The organism is Paenibacillus sp. DRB1-1, assembly GCF_052119485.1.
In the GTDB taxonomy this organism is placed as follows: Bacteria; Bacillota; Bacilli; order Paenibacillales; family Paenibacillaceae; genus Paenibacillus; species Paenibacillus polymyxa_B.
This window is the reverse complement of the sequence record NZ_JBODQH010000001.1, coordinates 3,778,691-3,800,147: the sequence shown is the minus strand read 5'-3', so window position 1 is coordinate 3,800,147 and position 21,457 is coordinate 3,778,691. Positions and strand designations below refer to the sequence as shown.

The following is a 21,457-nucleotide window of genomic DNA, read 5'->3' as shown; positions in this document are numbered from 1 at the left end:
TTGAGTATTGGAATCTATCTAATCTTAAGTAAGCGGTCTCCTGCATGAATATCCTTGGAATCTTCAACTAAGATATCCGTGTACACGGCTGTATTGGTTACAATGACGGATGTGGTAATATCATATCCTTCATCCTCTATAGCTTTGGGATCGAATTCAACCAGCTTGTCCCCTTTTTGAATCGTATCCCCTTCAGACACAAAGGAGGTGAAATGTTTTCCTTTCAAGCTGACCGTATTAATTCCAATGTGAATGAGCAGTTCAACTCCATCCTCAGAAATAAGCCCGATGGCATGCTTTGTTTTGAAAACGGTAACAACAGTTCCGTTAAACGGCGCATAGGCTACTCCTTCTTTCGGAATAATAGCAGCTCCCTGGCCCATCGCGCCACTGGAAAAAGCTTCATCTTTTACTGCGGTTAAAGGAATCAACTCGCCGTGTAGAGGACTGAATACCGCTTTTTCTTCCTCTTTGTTTTCATCTGCAACCTTAATCTCAGACGCAGGTTTTACATTTTTATAACCGAAAAGATAGGTCAGAATAAATGCGACTACAAAAGCTACAACCAAAGATACGATAAAGCCGATGAAGCCTGCATCCATGCCTTTTGGATTAATGAATAGAGGTATACCAAAAATGCCGCCTGAGGCAAATCCATATGCCGTTGAGCCGAGTAAGCCTGCTGCAGCTCCTCCGATACCTCCAGCGATCGAGGCTAAAATAAATGGTTTTTTGGCGGGTAACGTAACCCCGTAAATAGCTGGTTCAGTAACCCCCATCAAACCCGCAATTGTGGCAGAAGTGGCTATGGGTTTTAATTTAGGGTCGCGTGATTTCAAAGCGATGGCAAATGCCGCACCTGTTTGCGCAAAAGTCGTACAGAAAAGCATACCGTTAATCGGATCAAATCCGTTCGTAACTACATTATTCAGGAGAATTGGAATGAATGCCCAATGCAGACCGAAGATGATGATGCCCTGCCAGAACCCGGCCAGAACGAGGCCAGCTACAGCCGGACTTAACTGGTAAATCCACATAGAGCCTTTAGCTAACCCATCGCTGATTATAGTTGCTATCGGTCCGACAACCAGAAAAACAAGCGGTGATATGATGACCAAGGTCAGAAAAGGCACCATGAACATTTTAATGGAAACAGGTGCATACTTACTTATCATTTTTTCGACCTTAGCTGCCAAGAACGATCCAATAATGATAGGTATAACAGAAGAAGTATAATTAATCAGAACGACAGGTATGGTCAAAAAGGACAGCGCCGTTTTATCCGTAAAGGCGGAAGTAATAGTCGGATACACCAAGGCGGCCCCCAAAACAGCAGACAGGTACGGGTTTCCTCCAAATTTTTTACCTGCTGAAAACCCTAGAATAACCGGAAAGAAATAAAACATAGCGTCTGCTGTCGCATATAAAATTTTATACGTGCCCATCTGATCAGTCATCCAGCCCAGGGATGTGCATAAGGCCAATAATCCTTTTAGAATCCCCACAGCAGCGAGCACACCCACAACGGGCATAAACACACCTGAAATTACATCGACAAATCGGCTAAATAGGCTCGCTTTTTCATTTTTTTGGTCGTCTTCAACCATTTGATCTCCATGCTTTACTCCCATTGTATCCAAAAGAGCTTCGTATACTTTGGGAACCTCATTCCCGATGACCACCTGAAATTGGCCACCACTTTCCACAACGGTAATGACACCGTCAATCTGCTTGATCTTTTCTTTATCTGGCAATTGATTATCCTTCAGTTTAAATCTCAATCGAGTGACACAGTGAATGACACTGTTCACATTTTCATTTCCGCCCACGGCACTCAATACTTCTTTGGCTGTTTTTTTATGATCCATCATGTTCACTCCTTCTTGGATGCGCTTTCTATTTTTCTATTCGTAGTAGCTGGATGTGCTATAACTGCGACAATTACGGCACTTATCCCGCCTGCAAGTTTACCCACGATCATGGCAATCACCATATTCTTGTCCATTCCTGCTACAAAGCCAAGATGTCCTCCCAGAACGAAAGATCCACTGACAGCAAAAGCAATACTGATCACTTTTCCTCTGGGCTCCATCTCTTTAACTAAAGTGAAAGTAGGAATATTATGTGCAAGACTAGCTACCAGACCTGCAATAGCCGATGAATCTATGTTTAGCAAATATCCTACCCGTTCAAGCGGATTTTTAAATGTTTTTGTAATCCAAGCAACCAACGGAAACGCACCAGCCAATACAATAGCAATCGTTCCAACCGTTTGCACACCGACAGACAACGGAGCCATATTGGGAATGATCACAAATCCAGTTAAGGTTTCGATCCCAATTGCTACCAAACCGACAAGGGATAGAAGCCTAATGCCGTTACCAAACCACTTGAACAATCGGATCGTAAGCTCCGTAAATAGACGTAAACCCAGCATAATGATTATTGAAAGGAGAATGGGGATGATCAGATTTTTTAAAATCATAATCACGTCAAATCCGGCGGTAATTCCCCCTATGAAACAGCCAACGGGAATTGTACTGATACCGATCAAGATACCTTTTGCAAAATATGGATGATCCTCTTTTCCCAAAATGCCGAGGGCAACCGGAATCGTAAATACGAGCGTTGGGCCAAACATGGTCCCCAGAAAAACCCAGGAAAACAAGCCCGCTTGCTGGCTGTGCGCCATTTCTGCCGCAAGCGCGTATCCTCCCATATCTACCGCCAATATCGTATTAGCAAAGGATGCCGGATCGGCACCCATTGCCACATATAACGGTGAAACAATGGGGATCAACCATGAGGCCAGTACAGGAGCCAAGGAAACAATTCCTATCATGACCAGAGCAAGAGAGCCCATGGTCATGAGCCCATTGTTGAAGGCTTGTCCCAAACCCCAGCGATTTCCCAAACATTGATCCAATGCACCCAGCCCTAAAAAAAGAGCGATAACATACATCACAATATCGTTAATGGACATCCTGTTGCCTCTTAATACACATGAACTTTATGATTTTCTGCGCTGTCATAGGTGTCGAATACAAGCTGAAGGGTCTTGATATTGTCGTGACCACTCGTTTGAAATTCTTTTCCCGTGTTAAGACAATCTATAAAATGAGCCTGTAGCTTTTTATGGCTTTCCTCATAGTTTAATTCAGTCTTTTCAACCAATACTTTTTCGACTCCCTGATTATTAACGAGAGATAATTTACCTGTGTTATACAATTTGAGGGTGGCCTCATCGCCTTCAATCACCAGCTGTTCTTTATGATCGGGAAGAACCTGCTCTGGAAGCTGCCCATTCAGTTCCCTACGAGTCGCCCAGCTCATGTCCATAAGACCAAAATAATGTTCATAACCTAACATGATAATGCCTGTGTCTTCTCCCTGTGTGTATGGGCTGACCCGCTTGGTTTCTGCATACAAACGCTGAGGTTCACCGAATAAGAAACGCCAAGTATCCAGCCAATGAACTCCCATTTCATAAAACAAGAGCTTGGGCATATCTCTGAAAAATGGCTGGGGCAGCTCTTTTTCCGGAGCAAACCTCGGCGAATAAAAATCGGTATGCGTGTAACGTATAACATTCACATTCCCAACGATATTATCTGCCAGCAATTTTTTTATAATTTGAAATGGTTCAAGCCAACGCCAATTTTCCGTCACCATAAGTCTGACTCCTGCGGCTTCAGCAATACCTACAATCTGCTCAGCTTCCTCCACAGAACGTGCAAAAGGTTTTTGGCACATAATATGTTTTCCGGCTGCAGCCGCCAGTCTAACCAGTTCGAGATGTGTCTCAGGGGGTGTTATGATGTCCACGACATCAATATCCGCTTCGCTTAACATCTCCTCCAGGCTGGTGTAACAATATTCAGTAGGTACATGGAATTGAGCTGCTTTTTCAAAAAGTAAGTCTTTATTTCGATCACAAAATCCTTTGATTTCTGCATCCGAGATAAACTGCCATGCTTTTATATGTTTTTCCGACCAATATCCTGTTCCAATAACACCGATTTTCCACATGTTGCTTCACTCCATCCACATTCTTCTCTGTTTTTATTTCGTTCCGATGATGACAACATCACTTTCAAAGCTGTGCATGTCTAGCGCCGATTGATCCTTTTGGACGGACACGTCGGTTTGGGCAAACCGCTTCCCGGCTAAATCAATCGTTGTAAACTTGTAATCCTGCACGTTGATACTTAGTCGCACCTTCGTGTTAAATGGGACATACAAGATAAGGGTATTCTCGTTCCCCGCAGCTCTAATTTCCTCTGACTTGTTTAAAACAATATCTAGCGGCTTTATGCCAATAAGGTTATACATTTCAAACAAATATTTAATAAAGGAATAATCCCACGCACCTTCAAATCGCAATGCCGCTCTCCAATCATAGGGACTATCGAATCCTTCCCCTTCTACAATGCCGAATTTCTTTCCTTTCTTGTGCCAGCTCCAAATGCCATGCGCCCCGTAGGTAATTCCCGCTCCCCCGCCTGCGAGGAGACTTTGCCATGCTGCTTTTCTGGCATCCAGTGCTGTGTATCTGCCATACACATTGCGGCTGTAACTAATTTGTTCATAACATGGCTCCCCATTAATGACAGGCCGTATATCTGGCTTATGATAGAAATGTTGAGCAATCTCATGGGCTACATGTTGAAACTGGGAGTTATGTCCTGATTGATACATATAGAATCCAAGACCCTTGTGTTTCTCAAAGGCTGGAGGAATTTCTCTCAATCTCCCTTGAATATGCAGCGTAGTTAAGCTTGCAGGGCTTAATTGTTGTACAATTTCCAGTGCTTTTAAATAATAGGAATTGGCGCGTTCAGTCGGAAAATCACTATCCCCGCTAATCAGAAAAATAGGATCAAATCGAGAAAAACGGTTTACGACGTACGTTACATAGGGTTCCACGCATTCAAACGGCATTTTATTACCCTTTTGGAACATTTCAGCCCATGTATCCGGTACATAGTTACACCACAACAGAACCAGTGCCGGAACAAACCCACGCTCTACAGCCATTTTCAACATGGTTTCTGCCCGGTCAAAATAAGCTTCGTTTAATGTATGGTAGTCGAAATCCCCATTTTCCAGTAATGCAAACGGCTGTAGATTCAGATCCGATTCACTTGCATCCCATTGTCGGAGCATGTTGATTTGCAACACATTGAAACCCTGCATCTTCCGATAGTCAAGATAATCGCTCCACTCCTCTATCGTCGCGTTGGTAAATACACTCCAAACCGTATCTGCCAAATAAAAAAAAGGTTTGTCCTCTTTTGTAAAACTTCTTTGATTTTCAGCAATGTTTAAACTCAAATGAATCACCGTTCCTCTCTTGCTGTATTCACAAAATTCTCTAAACAAAACTAAATAAATAACTAAATTTATATGATTATTTCGCAAAATAAACTAAATTAAAGCGCTTTACACTTGAATATTAACATTACAAATCATAAACGGTCAACAAATTTTTATTTTTAGTTATTTAGTTTAGTTTAGTTTATAAGCTAAACTTTCTTGCTGAGTAATGATATAGTTTATGTAGTTTAGTTCAATAGGGGGTTCCACATTGAAAATTGATGATATTGCAAGGCTTGCAGGTGTTTCTAAATCTGCTGTCTCTCTTGCTTTTAATAATAAACCTGGAGTCAGTGAAGAAACCAAGGAGCAAATTCTAAAAATTGCCCAAGAGCATGGATATAAACCACGCACCATGAAGACAAGCAAGGAAGTTATTAAAAATCATCATGTGATACGCTTTGTGGCCTGTAAAAATACAGACATCGTAACAGAGCATTATGATTCACTTCCATTTTTCAATGAATTAATTCATCATATTACCAATCAGGTGAGAGAACATGGAAACACCTTGATTTTTTCGTCTTTTGATAGCCATAGCCTCGAAGAAGAGTTATCTGCTTTGGAAAAAGATCAGCCCTCTTCAGGCATACTTCTGCTTGGCACCAATTTAACTTCTGAGATTATTCATTCCATACAATCCATTCATTCCAATATTGTGATTTTGGATACTTGCTTTGAACACGTCGATGCCAGTTTCGTATCTATTAACAACTATCTTGGTGGATATCAGGCAGGCCAATATTTAATTCAGTCAGGACATAGAAAGATAGGATACGTACAATCCAGTACCAGAATTCTTAACTTTAAAAAACGAAAGGAAGGGTTTATGGCGGCTTTAGAGGAGCACAATCTTTCCATAGAAAATGGGCTTACATTTGATATGCATCCCATGCTTGTGATGTCACAGGACGCATTTAAAACAGCTATTCATGAATTGAATGAGCTACCTTCGGCCCTATTTTGCGAAAATGATTATATGGCGATCAGTGCCATTAAAACGTTTCAGGAGATGAACATTCGAGTGCCTGAACAAATTTCCATCATGGGATTTGATAATATTCATGAAGCCAAGGTCATTAGCCCGGAACTCACAACTATTCATGTGAAAAAGGATATTTTGGCCCGAACTGCTGTCAACTTGCTTATGGAGAGGCTTAACAATCATCAGGGGCATCATACTCAGGTTCTTGTGAATACAGAGGTTATTGAAAGAAGATCTTGTTTAGCCTTGAAATGACCTATGATCATTGGTTTATTATTGCTTACTGTCTCTATGATTTTAAAATAAAGCCGCCATATAGGCGGCCTTTTTTTAATCATCCAATTGCATATTGGACATTTTCAATTTCTCGTCATTCGTTGAACTCTTCCTCTGTCAAATCCATATTTACGCTCGCAGCGGTTCGACTGCCGTCGGCCGCGGCAAAAATCAACTGAGAAGGCATGAAGTACGATGAATCCCCAGCAGCATATACACCAGGTATGGAGGTTCTCCCCGCTTCATCCGTCTTGATCCCGCCCGACTCCGTTCTTTCACAGCCCAAATGTTCTCCAAGCGGTGCACTTTGTACAAACTGTGGAGTCACGAAGCCGCCGACCCTCGGGACTTGAGTGCCATCCGTAAAGCACACATGCTCCAGCTGCCCATTGTGACCGATGAACGACGCAACAGGTTGATCCATTACCACAATTCCCTTGGATTGAAGCCGTTCTTTTTGTTCGTCCGACAGGGATGCATGACCGTTCGTACAGACGATCAAATCCTTACTCCAGTTAAGGAGTAGTTTGGCTGTATGAAATATAGCCGCCGATTCAGAGACGAGGACAAGCGGTTGATCCCGCAACTCCCAGCCGTCGCAATAAGGGCAATTAAACAAACTTTTCCCGTATAACGGGTAAAAACCTTCGATCTCGGGGAATATCTCCTTTATGCCCGTCGCTAATATCAATTTTCGTGCTTGAACGCGAAGACCTGATGAATCAAGCACCTCAAATCCGGATTCGTTTTTCATAGTCGAAACAACTTCGGTTTGCAGATGATGAACAGACGGATAACGCAGCACTTCCTCATAAGCTACACGGCGGAACTCGGCTGGCGTTACGCCGTCTCTCGTAATAAAACCATGCGACGCATGCGTAACCGCATTTCTCGGCCGATTATTATCAATCAAAGCCACACTTCTTCTTGCCCTGCCCAGCACGAGGGCTGCATTCAATCCGGCGGCCCCTCCGCCAATAATGGCGCAATCGTACAGCATAACACTCAACTCCTCTTCAAAGATATTAAAGACTTATTATATCTGTCATTAAAACAAAAAAAACGCTTTACATAATTGGCAACCACCCTCCTTCTATCTAAAGTTGCTTACTTTTAAACTTGCGTTTGCTTTTGCGCCAAATCGACCAATTTTGTATTTTTTAGATGTCGTTCCATTTTTTCCTCTGCTTCCCTCATTACAGCTTGAATCAGGCACTCAGATCCGTGGACAAAATCACATTCAAACAAAGAATTCGTACCTTCAATGGCATGGATAATATCCAAAAAGGTAATATCATCTTTATGACGGGATAGGCGATAGCCTCCATTGGCACCAGAAACGGATTCGATCATTCCGGCCTTCACAAGCCTCGTCAAAATTTTCGAAAGATAAGTTGGCGAAACATTTTGGGATTCGGCCAATTGCTGAACACCTACCGGCTTAACCGACGAATCAGCAACGAGCATGAGCATGGTGTGCAGCGCATAATTTGTAGCTTTTGTAAATTTCATAACTACACCTCAATCAAAGACTTATTGTGTCTACTATATCTCTGAATCTGCTGGTGTGTCAAGGTCATCTAGGAGTTACGCTGTTGTCAATCCTTCTTTTGGTTACGCTCGAACCGTTGTATACTGTTCATCAGAACAGCTAAGAAAGGGGGCTCGTTTTGCGTATTTTTGATATTCTTCGTATATTAGTTGCTGAACAGATGGTCAAAGGAGAACACTTGGCAAATGCATTGAAGGTATCCTCTCGAACGATACGAACAGATTTAAAGGAATTGGGTGCGCTGTTGTCAAAGCATGGAGCAGCAGTTAAATCCCTTAAAGGAACGGGCTACAAGTTAGAGGTTCGGGACGAACAAGCATTTCATCATCTGCTGAAGCAATTAAAGGATTATGAAAATAATGTGCCCTATCCACTAGCGAATTCCTCTGAAGCCAGAAATCGTTTTTTAATGAAAAAGCTGTTGCTTACCAATGCATATGTTAAACTTGATGATTTAGCCGAGATCCTGTATGTTAGTCGATCTACTTTACAGAATGACCTCAAAGAACTACGCAAGTTACTGGCAACTTACGGACTTTCTCTGGAGAATAGACCCTATCATGGTATTCGAGTCAAAGGTAATGAGGCCAGGCTGCGTTATTGCATTTCCGACTATATATTTAATAGGATAGATGAAATAGGCGACCAGCAGATGTCCCCCCCTCCTCTGATCTCTAACGAAGAGATGGAATTCATAAGAGAAGTGATTCTGGATCGTATTGAGATCCATGATATTCAGCTGTCGGACATTGCCCTGAACAATCTGGTCATTCATATCGCTATTGCATGTAAGCGTATTCGGGAAGAAAGGTATGTCTCGTATTATCCTCAAGAGATGAAAAAAATCGAAGCGCAAAAAGAGTTTAGGGTGGCGACTGAGATCGTATCCGCCTTGGAACAAAACATGAAGTACTCCTTTCCACTTGTTGAAGTTGCGTACATTGCTGTTCACCTATTGGGTATAAGGACCGTCGTTAGTGCCCGTATGGATGAAGTGGAAATTAAAAAGATCATTGATAAAGATATCTACGAACTGACTATCGAAATATTAGACCAAATTGATCAGCAGTTGAAGATGAACATCCATAACGATCAAGAATTGCTGATTGCATTTTGCCTTCACCTCAAACCGGTGATCAACCGCTATCAATACGGAATGAATTTGCGTAATCCTATGCTGGATGAAATCAAAGCCAATTACCCGCTTGCCTTTGAAGCAGGTATTATTGCTGCGGAGGTCATCAAGCAGCGGCTTCATATACACATCGAGGAAAATGAAATTGGGTATTTAGCCATTCATATCGGAGTCGCGATGGAAAGAAAGAAAATGGAGGACGCGCCCAAAAGATGTATGATCGTATGTGCCTCTGGACTCGGCAGCGCTAAGCTGCTGTATTACAAGCTTCAATCGGTCTTCGGTTCCAGGTTGGATATCGTGGGAACCACTGAATTTTATAAACTGAAACAAATGCCGTTGGATACACTGGACTTTGTCATTAGCACGATCCCCATTTCAGAACCGCTTTCAATCCCCATGATCCATGTGAATACATTTTTAGGCGGTTCCGATATTACTAAAATTGAACAAGCCATTTCTGAGGCCAGACTTCCTGCTGTGCAGTATGTACGAAAAAAAATGGTCTTTCTTCAGCAGAAGTTTGAGAACAAACTCCAAGTGCTTGAATTTATAGCCGAAAAAATACACGAAGCAGATCTTGTAAAAGGCCCCCTGCTGCAATCTGTGATAGAGCGTGAAGCCGTTTCCCCCACTTCATTTGGCAACTTTGTCGCGATCCCGCATCCAATGGAACCTTTCGCAGATTCTACGTTTTGGGCCATCTGTACATTACAAAAAGCTATCGACTGGGATGGCAAGCCGGTGCAGTTTATTTGTATGCTCTGCATACAGCGCACCAAATCAGAGGATTTACAGACTATGTATCATATTTTGCTTGAAATTTTAAATAATGAACAGCTCGTCCAACAGCTTATTCGCTGCAAATCGTATACAGAATTCATAGAAGTGTTGCATAAAAATTATTGAATATAAGAAGTATGAAGAACGATTTATTTCCGTTAAGAAGAGGAAATAATGTGCGTTATGTTGAAAGCGATTCCAAATTATAATAGCCATACGAAGGGATCACTGAAAGGAGAGAAGATCACGTGAATAATGATGAATCTACAGAGCACGACGTGAACATGGAGGACATGGATGATACAGAGATTGTATTCCAAATTATATTATACGCAGGGAATGCACGCAGCTCGGCCATGGAGGCGATTGAGCTTGCAAAGGCGGGGAAATTTCGGGAAGCCAAAGAAGAATTAGCTTCAGCAAAAAAAGAACTGGTGTCCTCCCACAAAATTCAAACCAGAATCATCCGTAAGGAAGCAGCGGGTGAAAAAACAGAGATGTCCGTCATGATGGTGCATGCTCAAGATCATTTGATGAATGCCATCACCATTCGCGATATGGCCTTAGAGTTTGTAGACCTGTATGAACGCATTGATCAATTCGTACCGAAATCGTAGAGGGAGGGGCGCTATCCCATGGCTTTCAAAGACAAACTGGTTGACGGCCTCACATCGGTAGCAAATGCAATCAACAATTTTAAATATATTATAGCGATCAAATCAGCTTTTATCACATTGATGCCCGTTATTATTGTCGGTGCCTTTGCTGTGCTGATTTCCAATATGGTCATGGACCCGGTCAATGGTTTGGCCCATTTTAAGCCATTCTCATTCCTGGCTGAGTACAAACCGATTTTCTCGAGCATTAACTATGCCAGCTTGAATATCCTTACCATTCTGGCTGTTTTCATGATTGGTCTGGAGCTAGGAAAAATTAATGGAGAGAAAAATCTCTTCCCCGGTTTGCTTGCTTTAATCTGTTTTATCTCTGTGACACCAACCACGATAGAGTTGATGGTTAACGGTGAAATGCAAAAAGTAACAGACGTCATAGCCCGTCAATTTACGGATACCAAGAGCTTGTTTTTAGGTATTTTCATAAGCATCCTATCCGTTGAGCTATACAGCAAACTGGGCAAGTCTGATAAGCTAAAAATCAAAATGCCTGAAAGTGTTCCCAGCAATGTGGCCGTTTCTTTCTCCGCACTCATTCCTACCATTATTACGGTGACTGTCTTCTCAATGTTTGGATTCTTTTTTCATAAATTTACGGGACTCTATCTGTACGATGCTGTCTATAATGTGGTGCAAAAACCTCTGGAGACCGTAGTACAGGGACTGCCAGGTATACTGGTGCTGATGCTGGTTGCGCAAATCTTCTGGGTGATCGGTATTCACGGGAACCAAATGGTAAAGCCCATTCGTGAACCCCTGCTGCTTGGCGCGATTACCGTCAACATGACTGCTTATGAGCAAGGACTGCCCATTCCGAACATTATTACGATGCCTTTCTGGGACGTATACATGAGTATCGGTGGTTCAGGGATTACACTGGCCCTCTTAATTTGTATTATGATCGCCTCCAAGCGTGAAGATATGAAGGAAATAACAAAGCTTTCGCTCGGCCCAGGTCTGTTTAATATTAATGAGCCTGTCATTTTTGGACTTCCGATTATGTTGAATCCATTGATGGCTATCCCTTTCATTATTACTCCGCTCATCACAGGAACGATTGGTTACTTCTCGACGTTGCTTGGATTTGCAGGTAAAGCCGTCGTCATGGTTCCATGGACTACTCCGCCTATTATTAATGCCTACCTGTCTACAGGTGGAAGCATTGGCGCCGTCGTAACTCAGATCATTTGTATTGTGGTAGCCATTATCATTTATTTCCCGTTCGTCAAAATTGCCAACAAGCGAACGACTGAATAATGCGCTACTATAGAAATACATCAATTAATTGAAAACGCATTCTTTTTACAATGAAAAGGAGAAACATGTCATGGCTAAACATACGATACAAATTCCGTCGAATTTCATCATGGGTGCAGCGGCTTCCGCCTGGCAGACAGAGGGCTGGAGCGGTAAAAAAGAAGGTCAGGACTCATTCCTAGACCAATGGTACAAAAATGACCGCTATGTCTGGCACAATGGATATGGACCCGCGGTTGCAACCGACTTTTATAATCGCTATGCCGAAGATATTGCGCTGATGAAACAGATTGGTTTAACCCATTATCGTACTTCTATTAATTGGTCCCGCTTCTTAACGGATTATGAGAATGTAGTGGTGGATGAAACGTATGCGGATTATATGGGCCGGGTCATTGATGAGCTGATTGCGAGCGGAGTCGAGCCGATGATTTGTCTGGAGCACTATGAGGTACCCGCTTATTTGATGGATAAATATGAGGGCTGGTCTTCCAAGCATGTCGTGGAACTGTTTGTAAAATATGCGGAAAAAGTGTTTGAACGGTACGGCGATCGGGTCAAGCACTGGTTTACGTTTAATGAGCCCATTGTTGTACAGACTCGTGTCTATCTAGATGCCCTTCGCTATCCCTATGAACAAAATACGCGGAAGTGGATGCAATGGAACTATAATAAAACGCTGGCTACCGCGAAGTGCGTACAGCTTTTCAAAGCAAAAAACTATAGTCAGCACGGGGCTAAAATAGGCGTTATTCTGAATCCCGAAGTCACTTATGCCCGATCAAGCGCCCCTCATGACCAGTATGCGGCACATGTGTATGATTTATTTTACAATCGAGTATTTCTGGACCCGCTTATTAAAGGCGAATACCCGCAAGAATTGTTCGATCTCATGGGCAAGCATAATATTGCATTTGAAGCTACAACGGAAGAACTGACCGTGATTAAGGACAATACCGTTGACTATGTCGGGATCAATCTCTATTATCCCCACCGGGTCAAAGCACAGAGTAAAGCGTGGAACGAAAGCACCCCCTTCCACCCCTCTTACTACTATGAGCATTTTGATCTTCCGGGTAAAAGAATGAACAAGTCACGGGGCTGGGAGATTTATCCGAAAATCATTTACGATATGGGAATGCGTATCAAGAACGAATATCACAATATCGAGTGGTTTGTCGCAGAAAATGGTATGGGCATTGAGAATGAAGCTGCTTTCAAAAATGAGGAACACATCATTCAGGACGACTATCGTATTGACTTTATAACTGAGCATCTATACTACACGTTACAAGCTGTAGAAGCGGGCTCCAACTGCACAGGTTATATGCTGTGGGCCTTTACAGACAACGTTTCTCCCATGAATGCTTTTAAAAATCGCTATGGACTGGTGGAAATTAACCTGGACAATGATCGAAGTCGGCATTTGAAGAAATCCGGCTACTGGTATCAAGCCGCTATCAAGGAACGCTCATTTATTGCTGATCTGGATGAAGAGTATAAGTAGTTAAAAATGAATTCTGGAGGCGCTCAAATATGAAAAAAATTATTTTGGCATGTGCTGCGGGTATGTCCACATCCATTTTGGTTTCTAAAATGAAAAAAGAAGCAGCAGCAAGATCCATAGAGCTGAGCATCGAAGCCATCCCCGAAAGCACCATCAAGGAAGAGCTAGAAGCCGTTACAGATTCTGTGATTGCTATTTTGCTCGGACCTCAGGTGCGGATGCGTAAAAAGGCAGTAACTGAAATTGCAGCTCCCTATGGTATCCCTGTAGATGTCATTGACACGTTGGCTTATGGTAGAGGAAACGGTGCAGCTGTCCTAGATCAAGCCTTGAAGCTGGCTGGCGAGAACATCTAATTGCTATTCATATGAAAAAGAGGCTGAGAGTTTCCTCAGTCTCTTTTTTGAGTTGCGCGCTCTTTATCACGACATACCTTCTTTGCCTGAGCCCATACTGCTCACATACGTTTCCTGTAAACCAGCAGAAATGCCGTATAGCGGTTCCCAACGAAGCCAATGTCTGGCGACTGCGTTACTAAGACAGCTATGGTGAATGTCTCCCGCTCGCGCTGGTGAATACACAGGACGGACAGACGAACCATGCAGCTTTAGTAAATCGTAGGCCAGTCGATTGATGGACGTCGTTCGTCCCGTACTTACATGTACTGTGCGTTGGTCCGCTGCATGAATAGCCGCCATATTCGCTCGAACTACATCCTTGACGTACACAAAGTCTCGGGTTTGTGTACCATCACCGTGAATGAGCAAGGGGCTTCCTTTTTTCAGCCGCTCCATAAAGAGAGCGACTACACCACCCTCTCCCTTCGCGGCCTGACCGGGACCATACACATTTCCATAACGCAAAATCGTGTAGTTCATACCGTACAGCCGATAAAAAAGTCGAATATACGATTCTGCGGTCAGCTTGGACAGTCCGTAGCCTGAAATGGGCTCCACGGGATCGTCTTCCTGTATACATTGCTTTTGCAGCTCTCCATATACACCGGACGTGGATGCAAATATAAATTTTGACACACCGGCTTCATGACAAGCCTGCAACAAATGAATCGTCCCCAGCACATTCACATCCGCGTCCTCATCGGGCCGATGGATGGATTGCTGCACATCCGCCTGTGCGGCCAAGTGAAACACAATATCCGGGCTTTCCCGAATCAGCAGCGTCCTAGCTTCAGAGCTGCGAATATCCGCAATATGCATGACCGCGCGCGGGTCCACATTTGCAATATTCCCGGTCGTCAGATTATCCAGCACATGCACTCTGATGCCCGAATCAGCAAGCGCACGTACCAGCTGAGAACCAATAAATCCGGCTCCCCCGGTGACCAAAGCCTTCACTAGCTCACCCTCCTTTTGAACCGAAGCATATGACTTCCCTTCGCATCATGTTATGCGACTCCCTATAGCTTGGCGCAGGCACAAGCACAGTCAGAAGACAATCTATAATGTGTCTCTAGAATCTCAGCACCTCAGACATGCAGTCTCACGTTTTTCAGCATATAACGCCACAGCTCATCCTGACCGTTCCATATATCCTCAGGTGGCAGCTCTGCTGAAACCAGCCGCTCCAACCCCCAGTCCAGCTCCGTCACACCATCAGTCCCTGTATAATCCACGTATAACAAGCGAAAATCATGTGTAATCCTCTGTAATAACACATCATGTAGTTCCATCGCTTGCTCCCGACTGCCCCCGAGACGAACCAGTAGCAGACGGGACGCAAGCGTGAATTGATCCAGTAGACGTGCGATGCGGCGATCAAGCGTCGTTTTGAATGCAGGGTAGGAAGTCAGCTGCTCCGATGTATTCTGGCTAACCGGAAAATGGTGTGCCGCTGTAATCCCATAGGATGCATCCTCGACCATGAAGTTATGCTCGCCATAATCATGCCCCGTGACACGCAGACTGTCATAATCCATAAATCCGGCAAAACGGGCTTCCAGCAAGCGACTGATCTGTGACAAGTTACCGGAAATCATCCAGTCCAGCGGCCCCGCATATGGACGCAGTCCGTTTTTATCCAGCTGAATGGAAGGCAAGCAATGTCCACCCAGACTGAATACAGCATCATATTCCCCCTGTAACCGCTCAAGCACGACGCCCTCCCCTTTCCGAAGACAAGGTCATCCCTTTAAAAAGAGTACGCCAGTGCGGATCACTCTTGTAATTCCATACATCGGCAAAAGGCATTTCCACCGCGCATACATGCGGAAGCTGCCAATCCACCTCCGTCAACTCCGTTACGCCGGAACAATTCACCACCAACAAACGAAATTCATTAGCTACCATGCCCGACAAAATACGTTCCAGTTCCTCTACTTCTTCATAGGTTCCCAGCATACGGACGAACAAGCTGCGCTTCGCCATCTGTGTTTTTGCAAAAAAACGTTCAATACGACGGTCTATCTTTTCCTTGAACTCGGGGTAGGTCACCAGATCTGAGGACGTATTACGTTCCTGCGGAAAATCATGTACCGAGATCACATTATAAGCGATATCTCTGACCATATAATTCAGTTGGCTCGTACCAACGACACTTAAATTGGGCAAATCCATAAATCCGGCAAACCGATTTTCAAGCAAGCGGTTCACATCGGACAGCGTGTCAGACATCATCCAATCCAGTACCCCGGCAAACGGCCGCAAACGGTTCTTTTCCAATTGAATGGCAGGTGTACAGTTTTGTCCCAGACTGAAGACCGCTTCATATTCCCCTGCCAGCTGTGCGAGTCTCATAGCCGTGCCTCCTTTTTTAATACGACCCTTCCCTCAGATCCTGCTCAGCCCTTCTTCTGTAGTCGAAAAGGGACTTCAAGCCGTAGTTTGTTCCACTCTACATTACATGCACAGCACGGCGAAAAGGGTTGGACACCGATGCGCTTTTTGTCAAAGAGGCGTACAACTATCCAGTCCAATCCCGGCTATTTTTCATATCATATTAAGGCTGGTAACCTAACGGAATTCAAGGAGGCATCATCATATGTCCGTGTTTCTTTTAACCGTCGATCACCATCTCGCTTACCACAGCGCCCATATACAAAGCTGCCATGTGACCTTTTTCAATCGTGAAAAGAGAGCCGTCGATGTGTTGCTGGAAATGGGAAATGACAGTGGCGTTTTCCGACGGCAGCTCCTTCGATTGAACCCTTCTCCCGAAGCTGGCTCCGTGCTAGAACTCAAGGATATGGAGACCGCCCAAAATCCTTTTTACCTGCGAGTGGTAACGAGTATTTACAATCCGGAAACGCTGTTTATCCTGGCTGAATTTTTGGAAAACGGGAACATTGTCGCTAAGCGTACAGCCAGTCATTTTACCGTGACGCCCTAATGAACGGGCAGAGGAGGAAGAAGGTATGTTGAAATATTCAGTTCAAAACAAAGCTGAGCCAGGCACATATGCACTGCCTTTTCAGGTCGCCGAACAGGAGAGCGTGCTCTCTACATTAATCATTCCTGCAAGTGAATCTGAAGGACGTATTGTCATTGAAGTCTCTTTGGCATGGGAAAATCCGCTGCTCAACTGGGATATCGGGGAGTTGGACATTCGATTGCGTCGCAATGATGAGCGAGGACCTATGCTGGATTGGTTGCAGGATTCCTGTTATCAGGAGGGATTTGCAGAGTTAAGCTATGAGGAAACGGGAGAACAGGCAGAGCCTTATGTATACTGCTTGACCGTACAATCAGCTGACCGTCGTGCTGTTGTTACGGGGCCGCTCATAATTCGAGGCTCAGTTTATGAAGATTGACGAAAAACTGGATGGACAATGAGCTAAAATGAACTAAAGGCAGGTCGGAGTTTTAAGCCCGACCTGCCTTTTTATATGGTCTGTGCCCTTATGGTGCGGATTATTTCAGACGTTCCAAAATGTCAGCATCCGGCAGCTTATAATCTTCCGGCAACGAGGTGTTAATTCGGTTCCATATTGCGTAATCGACCTTCAGATCCGGGTGCGACTGCTGGATTTCAAAAATACGGTTGTACAAGTCTCCAACGACAGGAAAAGTCATGCTCTGCCTCCTAACTGTTGAATCAACGTACTCAACGTACTTGATTCAGCGCTTGCCCATAAATATTCACGAGTCGCTCAATCATAACATCCAGAGACCAATGCGCGGTCCCCCATGCTTTGGCACGTTTTCCCATAGCTATCCGCACTTCATCCTGAGCCAGCAAATGCTGTAAATGAGCTGCAAGTGCCTCCACATCGCCAACCGGGGAGACCAGTCCGGTGTGTTCATGCTTCACCATTTCCGGCAGTCCGCCCGCATCCGATACCACTGCCGGAAGCCCCAAAATCTGCGCCTCCATGACCGAAAACGGCTGATTGTCCTGTATGCTCGGATGGACAAAAAGGTCCGCCAGTTGTAAAAGAGCAGGTACATCTTCACGATGCCCCAGAAAAACCACGTCTTCCTCCAGCCCTAGCTCCTTCGCCTGTGTTTGAAGCTCTTCCCTTTTATCTCCCTCCCCGACAATCCAGCAAACCCAATCCGTACGACTTGCTTTCAGCAGGCCAAGAGCGCTCATTAAATAATGCAGCCCTTTGATATAGACCAGCCGTGAAGGACAAATTATAACTTTTTTCCCCTCAGGTCGTGTCATGTCTGTTCCCTTGGCATGGATTTCCCAGAAGTGCTCGGTGTCTAAGCCATATTGGAAAGTGGCAATCTGCTGCTCAGGCACTTCGAACTCACGCACCAGCGTCTGCTTCATCCATTCTGTAGACGTAATGGTAATATCCGCGGATATAGCGCCATAGTGCTCCAGCGCCCAATAATATTTCCACATCAACGTCTCACGGTAACCCTCCTCATGATCCCGCTCCAGAGCCATCATGACTTCACGAGCCAGCGAGCCATGAATATTCGCTACCAACGCACTGTCCTTACGTTTGACCCGACTTAGAGCACGCGTCGCAATGACATCTTGCGTGTGAATAACATCATACTGCTCAACCCCGAAATACGCCGCTGCCAGCTCCATACAGTATCGATCCTTTTCCACCGTCTGCACCCATGAATCCAAATGTAATACAGGGACAGCCGATTCATTCAGCTTCGTATGCAGCAGGGGAAGCAGTTGATCCTTCAGCAGCTCCCTATCTTCAAAAACAATATGGTACTTAGGTGTATCCGGTCCGTTTCCCATCAAGTCTACTGTGTGACCCAGTAGCTCCAGCCTCCGTTTAATTTGCAGCATAAAGGGCCATACGCCACCCAAATGAGGAATCGGCCAGTACGTAGCCAACAAAATTTTCAAAACAGCCTCACCTCCTCTGTCTCGTACGCCGAGCTACATTCCGTTACTTCCGTAAATTTGCTGGAAACCCGATAACGCATCTGTCCAGACTGCAAAAAATCCATTATTCGGCACGATCGTTACATCAATAAAATTACCGATCGTAACGACTGGAACCGGACTAATCCCGTTAGGATTAAAGGAGTTGTCTGTTATTCTGAGGTTCGTAAATGTATTCCCTCCGTTCGTTGATTCGGCCACGAATACGTCTAATAAAGAGGTCGTTATTTGATTGGTATAATATACAATCTTAATTACGCCGGTCACAGGCGAAACATCAATAGCCGGGAAAAAATGCTGTGCCCCTGCACTAGCCCCTGTCACAGATTGCGGCGCAGTCCAGCTTAATCCGCCATCCACTGAACGGGCGAGCAGCACATCCGCATACCCTGCCCGATTATCCTGCCAGACCGCATAAAGTGTTCCCTGATTCGGGCTAGTAGAGCGATCCATCGCAATGTTGGCCATCGGCAGCACATTGAAGCCAAACCCAGGCACGGGCAACGGACTCGGAACCGGGACAACAGAAGATACAGGCAGCGAAGAACTAAATGCTGTCCCCCCATTGAAGGACACAATGACCTGATATTGGTTAACCGGATTAGTCACAATGTACCCCACATAAATCACCCCTGTAATGCTCACGGTGATTTCTCCCCGCGTGATCTGATTGGAGCCAGCGGTGAGCACCACGGGTGTACCCCAAGTGATGCCTCCATCCTGCGAACGCTGGAAGAACATGACTGATCCACCCAAAAAGTCAGGATTATACTGATGCGTATAACATAAATAGATGTTTCCGGTATAGGAGCTAACCTGAGAAGTATCGAATTTCACGCTGACCTCAACATTGTTGACAAATGTTCCATACCCTCGCTGGGCAATCACGGGCGGATCAAATGTATTACCGTTATCTCTGGATACATAGGTAGCGATGGTACCGCTCAAGCCGTCTGCGGTAAATACGTGACAGGCTATGACAAACAAGTTGGGAAAACCGTAGCTGACGCTATGGGATTCCGCTCCTACATAGCCGGCTGGTAGCGGTAAAATCTGCTGTGTGAAGGAGGCACCGCCGTTACCTGAACGGTATACCGCCGTCAACGACGGCCCTGTCGTAAAATCGATAGCCACAGACACAACGGTACCGTCGAGCAGGTTGAAAGCTACACTCGGCTCCTGCGCCAGCCTTCCGTTAGGCGTAAGCTGTACGTTCGGCATCAGGCCCCACCTCCCGGTACACCGGCAAAAATCGTCAGGCTGCCTGTACGCGTATCCGTCCAGACGGAAATGTAACTATTCGGCGGTACGATGGCGACATCAATATAGTCGCCGATCAGCTCTGATTCGCCTCCACCGACATTCGGATTAAAGGAGGTCGTTGTGAGACGACTGTTCGTAAAGGTGTTGCCTCCATCTGACGATTGGGCGGCGAACACATCCAGATTAAAGCCGTCCAAGCGATTGGTATAGTACACGACAACGACCAGTCCCGTCTTAGGCGACACCGAAATCGCAGGAAAGAAATTTTGCGAGCCAGACGGGCTGTCTGTCACAATGATCGGAGCACTCCAGGTACCGCCAAAATCGCTTGATTTGGACAGCAAAATATTGCTGTATCCCTGACCAAAATCCTGCCAAACGGCATATAGCGTATTTGTTGTGGAAGGCACACCCGAGCAGTCCGCGGCCAAGCTAGGGAAATTCAATATCCGAAAGTCATAACCAGGAATGGGCAAAGGATTGGGCACCAGCGTTATATTGGACACAAGAATATCCCCGCTGAAAGTTGCCCCTCCATCAAAGGAGCGCCGGATAAAGAAAGCGGGTATCTGCGGCCCTGTACGAATCCAACTAACATACACACTGCCATATTTGTCGACCGCAGGCTCAGGCCGCTCCGTGGAGGATTGGATATTGGAAAGCAATAACGGTCGATCCCAGGTCAATCCTCCATCCGTAGAACGCTGGTAAAAGGCCGCAGACCGGGCATTAAACTCTACATTGTATTGTCGGTTATACGTGACATAGGCATGCCCAAGATAGGGACTTGCCCCGGCGTTATCCGTCGTAATATTGGTCCAGTCATTATTAATGTAATCTCCATAGCCTGGGTTAATGACCACTGGAGGATCAAAGGTGGCTCCATCGTCCGTAGAGCGATAGATCACGACAGCCCCGTTCTCATTTCCCGGAAACACATGTGCGGATATGATGAAAATATTCGGGAACAGATAGGCTACCATTCCTGCCTCGGCTCCTGTATATCCCGGTGGAATTGGCAGTAAAGTATCCGTCCAGTTCGCCCCGGCGTCCAAGGAACGATACAGTCCAATCAGCGGAGGCCCGCTACTAAAGTCAACAGCGACAGCCACAACAATATTCGGATTCAACAAATTAACGGCGACACTGGGTTCAAATTTGGGTAAGCCGCTGGGTGTCACCTGAAAATTCAAAGGCATCGCGAGCATTCCCTTCATTATATAAATGGACATGCCTGAAGTATTTCTATCAAAATGTACTTTTTTCAGCTCAGTCTACAGACAACCATACAAGCCTTCTTTTCAATAGATTCATAGTATAGAAGCATCCC

General features: G+C 45.0%; 21 protein-coding genes. 8 read left to right on the top strand and 13 right to left on the bottom strand.

What is annotated here, in order from left to right; all coding sequences use genetic code 11:
• Window positions 1–14: 14 nt before the first annotated feature.
• The 4 genes from ACQW03_RS16890 to ACQW03_RS16875 are packed head-to-tail and all read right to left on the bottom strand — an operon-like array spanning window position 15 to window position 5,343.
• Window positions 15–1,868, bottom strand: a complete 1,854-nt coding sequence (locus ACQW03_RS16890; RefSeq protein ID WP_441952415.1) for a beta-glucoside-specific PTS transporter subunit IIABC — start codon at window positions 1,866–1,868, stop codon at window positions 15–17.
• 5 nt (window positions 1,869–1,873) lie between these two features.
• Window positions 1,874–2,983 carry an ethanolamine utilization protein EutH gene (eutH, locus tag ACQW03_RS16885; RefSeq protein WP_441950732.1) on the bottom strand — a complete coding sequence of 370 codons (1,110 nt, stop codon included), beginning with the start codon at window positions 2,981–2,983 and terminating at the stop codon, window positions 1,874–1,876.
• 11 nt (window positions 2,984–2,994) lie between these two features.
• Window positions 2,995–4,029, bottom strand: a complete 1,035-nt coding sequence (locus ACQW03_RS16880) for a Gfo/Idh/MocA family protein (protein ID WP_441950730.1) — start codon at window positions 4,027–4,029, stop codon at window positions 2,995–2,997.
• 33 nt (window positions 4,030–4,062) lie between these two features.
• Entirely contained in the window at window positions 4,063–5,343 is a 1,281-nt protein-coding gene (locus ACQW03_RS16875; protein WP_441950728.1) for an apiosidase-like domain-containing protein, read from the bottom strand.
• Between the two features lie 244 nt (window positions 5,344–5,587).
• Here ACQW03_RS16875 and ACQW03_RS16870 point away from each other — a divergent pair, with 244 nt between their 5' ends.
• Window positions 5,588–6,616 (top strand): LacI family DNA-binding transcriptional regulator, encoded by a 1,029-nt coding sequence (locus ACQW03_RS16870; protein WP_220030120.1) that lies wholly within the window; start codon window positions 5,588–5,590, stop codon window positions 6,614–6,616.
• A 115-nt stretch (window positions 6,617–6,731) separates the two neighbouring features.
• Here ACQW03_RS16870 and ACQW03_RS16865 read toward each other — a convergent pair whose 3' ends face one another.
• Both ACQW03_RS16865 and ACQW03_RS16860 read right to left on the bottom strand, forming a co-directional pair.
• Complete coding sequence (locus ACQW03_RS16865; RefSeq protein ID WP_441950726.1) at window positions 6,732–7,637, bottom strand: NAD(P)/FAD-dependent oxidoreductase; 906 nt, start codon at window positions 7,635–7,637, stop codon at window positions 6,732–6,734.
• A 113-nt stretch (window positions 7,638–7,750) separates the two neighbouring features.
• Window positions 7,751–8,149: an Rrf2 family transcriptional regulator gene (locus ACQW03_RS16860; protein ID WP_013311738.1), complete on the bottom strand. Its 399-nt coding sequence runs from the start codon at window positions 8,147–8,149 to the stop codon at window positions 7,751–7,753.
• 158 nt (window positions 8,150–8,307) lie between these two features.
• Between ACQW03_RS16860 and ACQW03_RS16855 the strand changes: the two genes are divergently transcribed.
• The 5 genes from ACQW03_RS16855 (at window position 8,308) to ACQW03_RS16835 (ending at window position 13,901) form a co-directional block, all read left to right on the top strand.
• Window positions 8,308–10,233: a BglG family transcription antiterminator gene (locus tag ACQW03_RS16855; RefSeq protein ID WP_441950723.1), complete on the top strand. Its 1,926-nt coding sequence runs from the start codon at window positions 8,308–8,310 to the stop codon at window positions 10,231–10,233.
• Between the two features lie 158 nt (window positions 10,234–10,391).
• Window positions 10,392–10,724, top strand: a complete 333-nt coding sequence (locus tag ACQW03_RS16850; protein WP_220028181.1) for a PTS lactose/cellobiose transporter subunit IIA — start codon at window positions 10,392–10,394, stop codon at window positions 10,722–10,724.
• 18 nt (window positions 10,725–10,742) lie between these two features.
• On the top strand, window positions 10,743–12,038 hold the full coding sequence (locus ACQW03_RS16845) for a PTS sugar transporter subunit IIC (RefSeq protein WP_025722215.1): 1,296 nt from the start codon (window positions 10,743–10,745) through the stop codon (window positions 12,036–12,038).
• Between the two features lie 70 nt (window positions 12,039–12,108).
• Window positions 12,109–13,545: a glycoside hydrolase family 1 protein gene (locus ACQW03_RS16840; protein ID WP_441950721.1), complete on the top strand. Its 1,437-nt coding sequence runs from the start codon at window positions 12,109–12,111 to the stop codon at window positions 13,543–13,545.
• A 29-nt stretch (window positions 13,546–13,574) separates the two neighbouring features.
• Complete coding sequence (locus ACQW03_RS16835) at window positions 13,575–13,901, top strand: PTS sugar transporter subunit IIB (protein WP_025722217.1); 327 nt, start codon at window positions 13,575–13,577, stop codon at window positions 13,899–13,901.
• A gap of 66 nt (window positions 13,902–13,967) precedes the next feature.
• On the opposite strand, the gene ACQW03_RS16830 is transcribed toward ACQW03_RS16835, so the two are convergent.
• The 3 genes from ACQW03_RS16830 to ACQW03_RS16820 form a co-directional block, all read right to left on the bottom strand.
• Window positions 13,968–14,900 carry an NAD-dependent epimerase/dehydratase family protein gene (locus ACQW03_RS16830; protein ID WP_025722218.1) on the bottom strand — a complete coding sequence of 311 codons (933 nt, stop codon included), beginning with the start codon at window positions 14,898–14,900 and terminating at the stop codon, window positions 13,968–13,970.
• Window positions 14,901–15,031: 131 nt separating this feature from the next.
• Window positions 15,032–15,658 carry a DUF1796 family putative cysteine peptidase gene (locus ACQW03_RS16825; RefSeq protein ID WP_071642713.1) on the bottom strand — a complete coding sequence of 209 codons (627 nt, stop codon included), beginning with the start codon at window positions 15,656–15,658 and terminating at the stop codon, window positions 15,032–15,034.
• Complete coding sequence (locus ACQW03_RS16820) at window positions 15,651–16,298, bottom strand: DUF1796 family putative cysteine peptidase (RefSeq protein ID WP_025722220.1); 648 nt, start codon at window positions 16,296–16,298, stop codon at window positions 15,651–15,653. Before ACQW03_RS16820 ends, ACQW03_RS16825 begins: the two co-directional genes overlap by 8 nt.
• Before the next feature lie 244 nt (window positions 16,299–16,542).
• On the opposite strand from ACQW03_RS16820, the gene ACQW03_RS16815 reads away from it, so the two are divergent.
• Window positions 16,543–16,890: a hypothetical protein gene (locus ACQW03_RS16815; protein ID WP_025722221.1), complete on the top strand. Its 348-nt coding sequence runs from the start codon at window positions 16,543–16,545 to the stop codon at window positions 16,888–16,890.
• A 25-nt stretch (window positions 16,891–16,915) separates the two neighbouring features.
• Window positions 16,916–17,311 (top strand): hypothetical protein, encoded by a 396-nt coding sequence (locus ACQW03_RS16810; protein ID WP_441950717.1) that lies wholly within the window; start codon window positions 16,916–16,918, stop codon window positions 17,309–17,311.
• Window positions 17,312–17,411: 100 nt separating this feature from the next.
• Here the strand turns inward: ACQW03_RS16810 and ACQW03_RS16805 are convergent, their stop codons facing one another.
• The 4 genes from ACQW03_RS16805 to ACQW03_RS16790 are packed head-to-tail and all read right to left on the bottom strand — an operon-like array spanning window position 17,412 to window position 21,326.
• Window positions 17,412–17,573, bottom strand: a complete 162-nt coding sequence (locus ACQW03_RS16805) for a hypothetical protein (protein ID WP_441950715.1) — start codon at window positions 17,571–17,573, stop codon at window positions 17,412–17,414.
• A gap of 31 nt (window positions 17,574–17,604) precedes the next feature.
• Window positions 17,605–18,825: a glycosyltransferase family 4 protein gene (locus ACQW03_RS16800; RefSeq protein WP_441950713.1), complete on the bottom strand. Its 1,221-nt coding sequence runs from the start codon at window positions 18,823–18,825 to the stop codon at window positions 17,605–17,607.
• A 33-nt stretch (window positions 18,826–18,858) separates the two neighbouring features.
• Window positions 18,859–20,085 (bottom strand): sialidase family protein, encoded by a 1,227-nt coding sequence (locus ACQW03_RS16795; RefSeq protein ID WP_441950711.1) that lies wholly within the window; start codon window positions 20,083–20,085, stop codon window positions 18,859–18,861.
• On the bottom strand, window positions 20,085–21,326 hold the full coding sequence (locus tag ACQW03_RS16790; protein ID WP_441950709.1) for a sialidase family protein: 1,242 nt from the start codon (window positions 21,324–21,326) through the stop codon (window positions 20,085–20,087). The genes ACQW03_RS16795 and ACQW03_RS16790 overlap by 1 nt, the downstream gene beginning before the upstream one ends.
• Between the last annotated feature and the right edge of the window lie 131 nt (window positions 21,327–21,457).

What these genes read in the sequence shown, in the direction of transcription:
- ACQW03_RS16815 (WP_025722221.1), top strand. Translation starts at nt 16,543, where the DNA reads ATGTCCGTGTTTCTTTTAACCGTCGATCACCATCTCGCTTACCACAGC.
- ACQW03_RS16810 (WP_441950717.1), top strand. Translation starts at nt 16,916, where the DNA reads ATGTTGAAATATTCAGTTCAAAACAAAGCTGAGCCAGGCACATATGCA.
- ACQW03_RS16880 (WP_441950730.1), bottom strand. Translation starts at nt 4,029, where the DNA reads ATGTGGAAAATCGGTGTTATTGGAACAGGATATTGGTCGGAAAAACAT.
- eutH (WP_441950732.1), bottom strand. Translation starts at nt 2,983, where the DNA reads ATGTCCATTAACGATATTGTGATGTATGTTATCGCTCTTTTTTTAGGG.
- ACQW03_RS16820 (WP_025722220.1), bottom strand. Translation starts at nt 16,298, where the DNA reads ATGAGACTCGCACAGCTGGCAGGGGAATATGAAGCGGTCTTCAGTCTG.
- ACQW03_RS16840 (WP_441950721.1), top strand. Translation starts at nt 12,109, where the DNA reads ATGGCTAAACATACGATACAAATTCCGTCGAATTTCATCATGGGTGCA.
- ACQW03_RS16795 (WP_441950711.1), bottom strand. Translation starts at nt 20,085, where the DNA reads ATGCCGAACGTACAGCTTACGCCTAACGGAAGGCTGGCGCAGGAGCCG.
- ACQW03_RS16845 (WP_025722215.1), top strand. Translation starts at nt 10,743, where the DNA reads ATGGCTTTCAAAGACAAACTGGTTGACGGCCTCACATCGGTAGCAAAT.
- ACQW03_RS16860 (WP_013311738.1), bottom strand. Translation starts at nt 8,149, where the DNA reads ATGAAATTTACAAAAGCTACAAATTATGCGCTGCACACCATGCTCATG.
- ACQW03_RS16865 (WP_441950726.1), bottom strand. Translation starts at nt 7,637, where the DNA reads ATGCTGTACGATTGCGCCATTATTGGCGGAGGGGCCGCCGGATTGAAT.
- ACQW03_RS16805 (WP_441950715.1), bottom strand. Translation starts at nt 17,573, where the DNA reads ATGACTTTTCCTGTCGTTGGAGACTTGTACAACCGTATTTTTGAAATC.
- ACQW03_RS16835 (WP_025722217.1), top strand. Translation starts at nt 13,575, where the DNA reads ATGAAAAAAATTATTTTGGCATGTGCTGCGGGTATGTCCACATCCATT.
- ACQW03_RS16850 (WP_220028181.1), top strand. Translation starts at nt 10,392, where the DNA reads ATGGAGGACATGGATGATACAGAGATTGTATTCCAAATTATATTATAC.
- ACQW03_RS16890 (WP_441952415.1), bottom strand. Translation starts at nt 1,868, where the DNA reads ATGGATCATAAAAAAACAGCCAAAGAAGTATTGAGTGCCGTGGGCGGA.
- ACQW03_RS16790 (WP_441950709.1), bottom strand. Translation starts at nt 21,326, where the DNA reads ATGCCTTTGAATTTTCAGGTGACACCCAGCGGCTTACCCAAATTTGAA.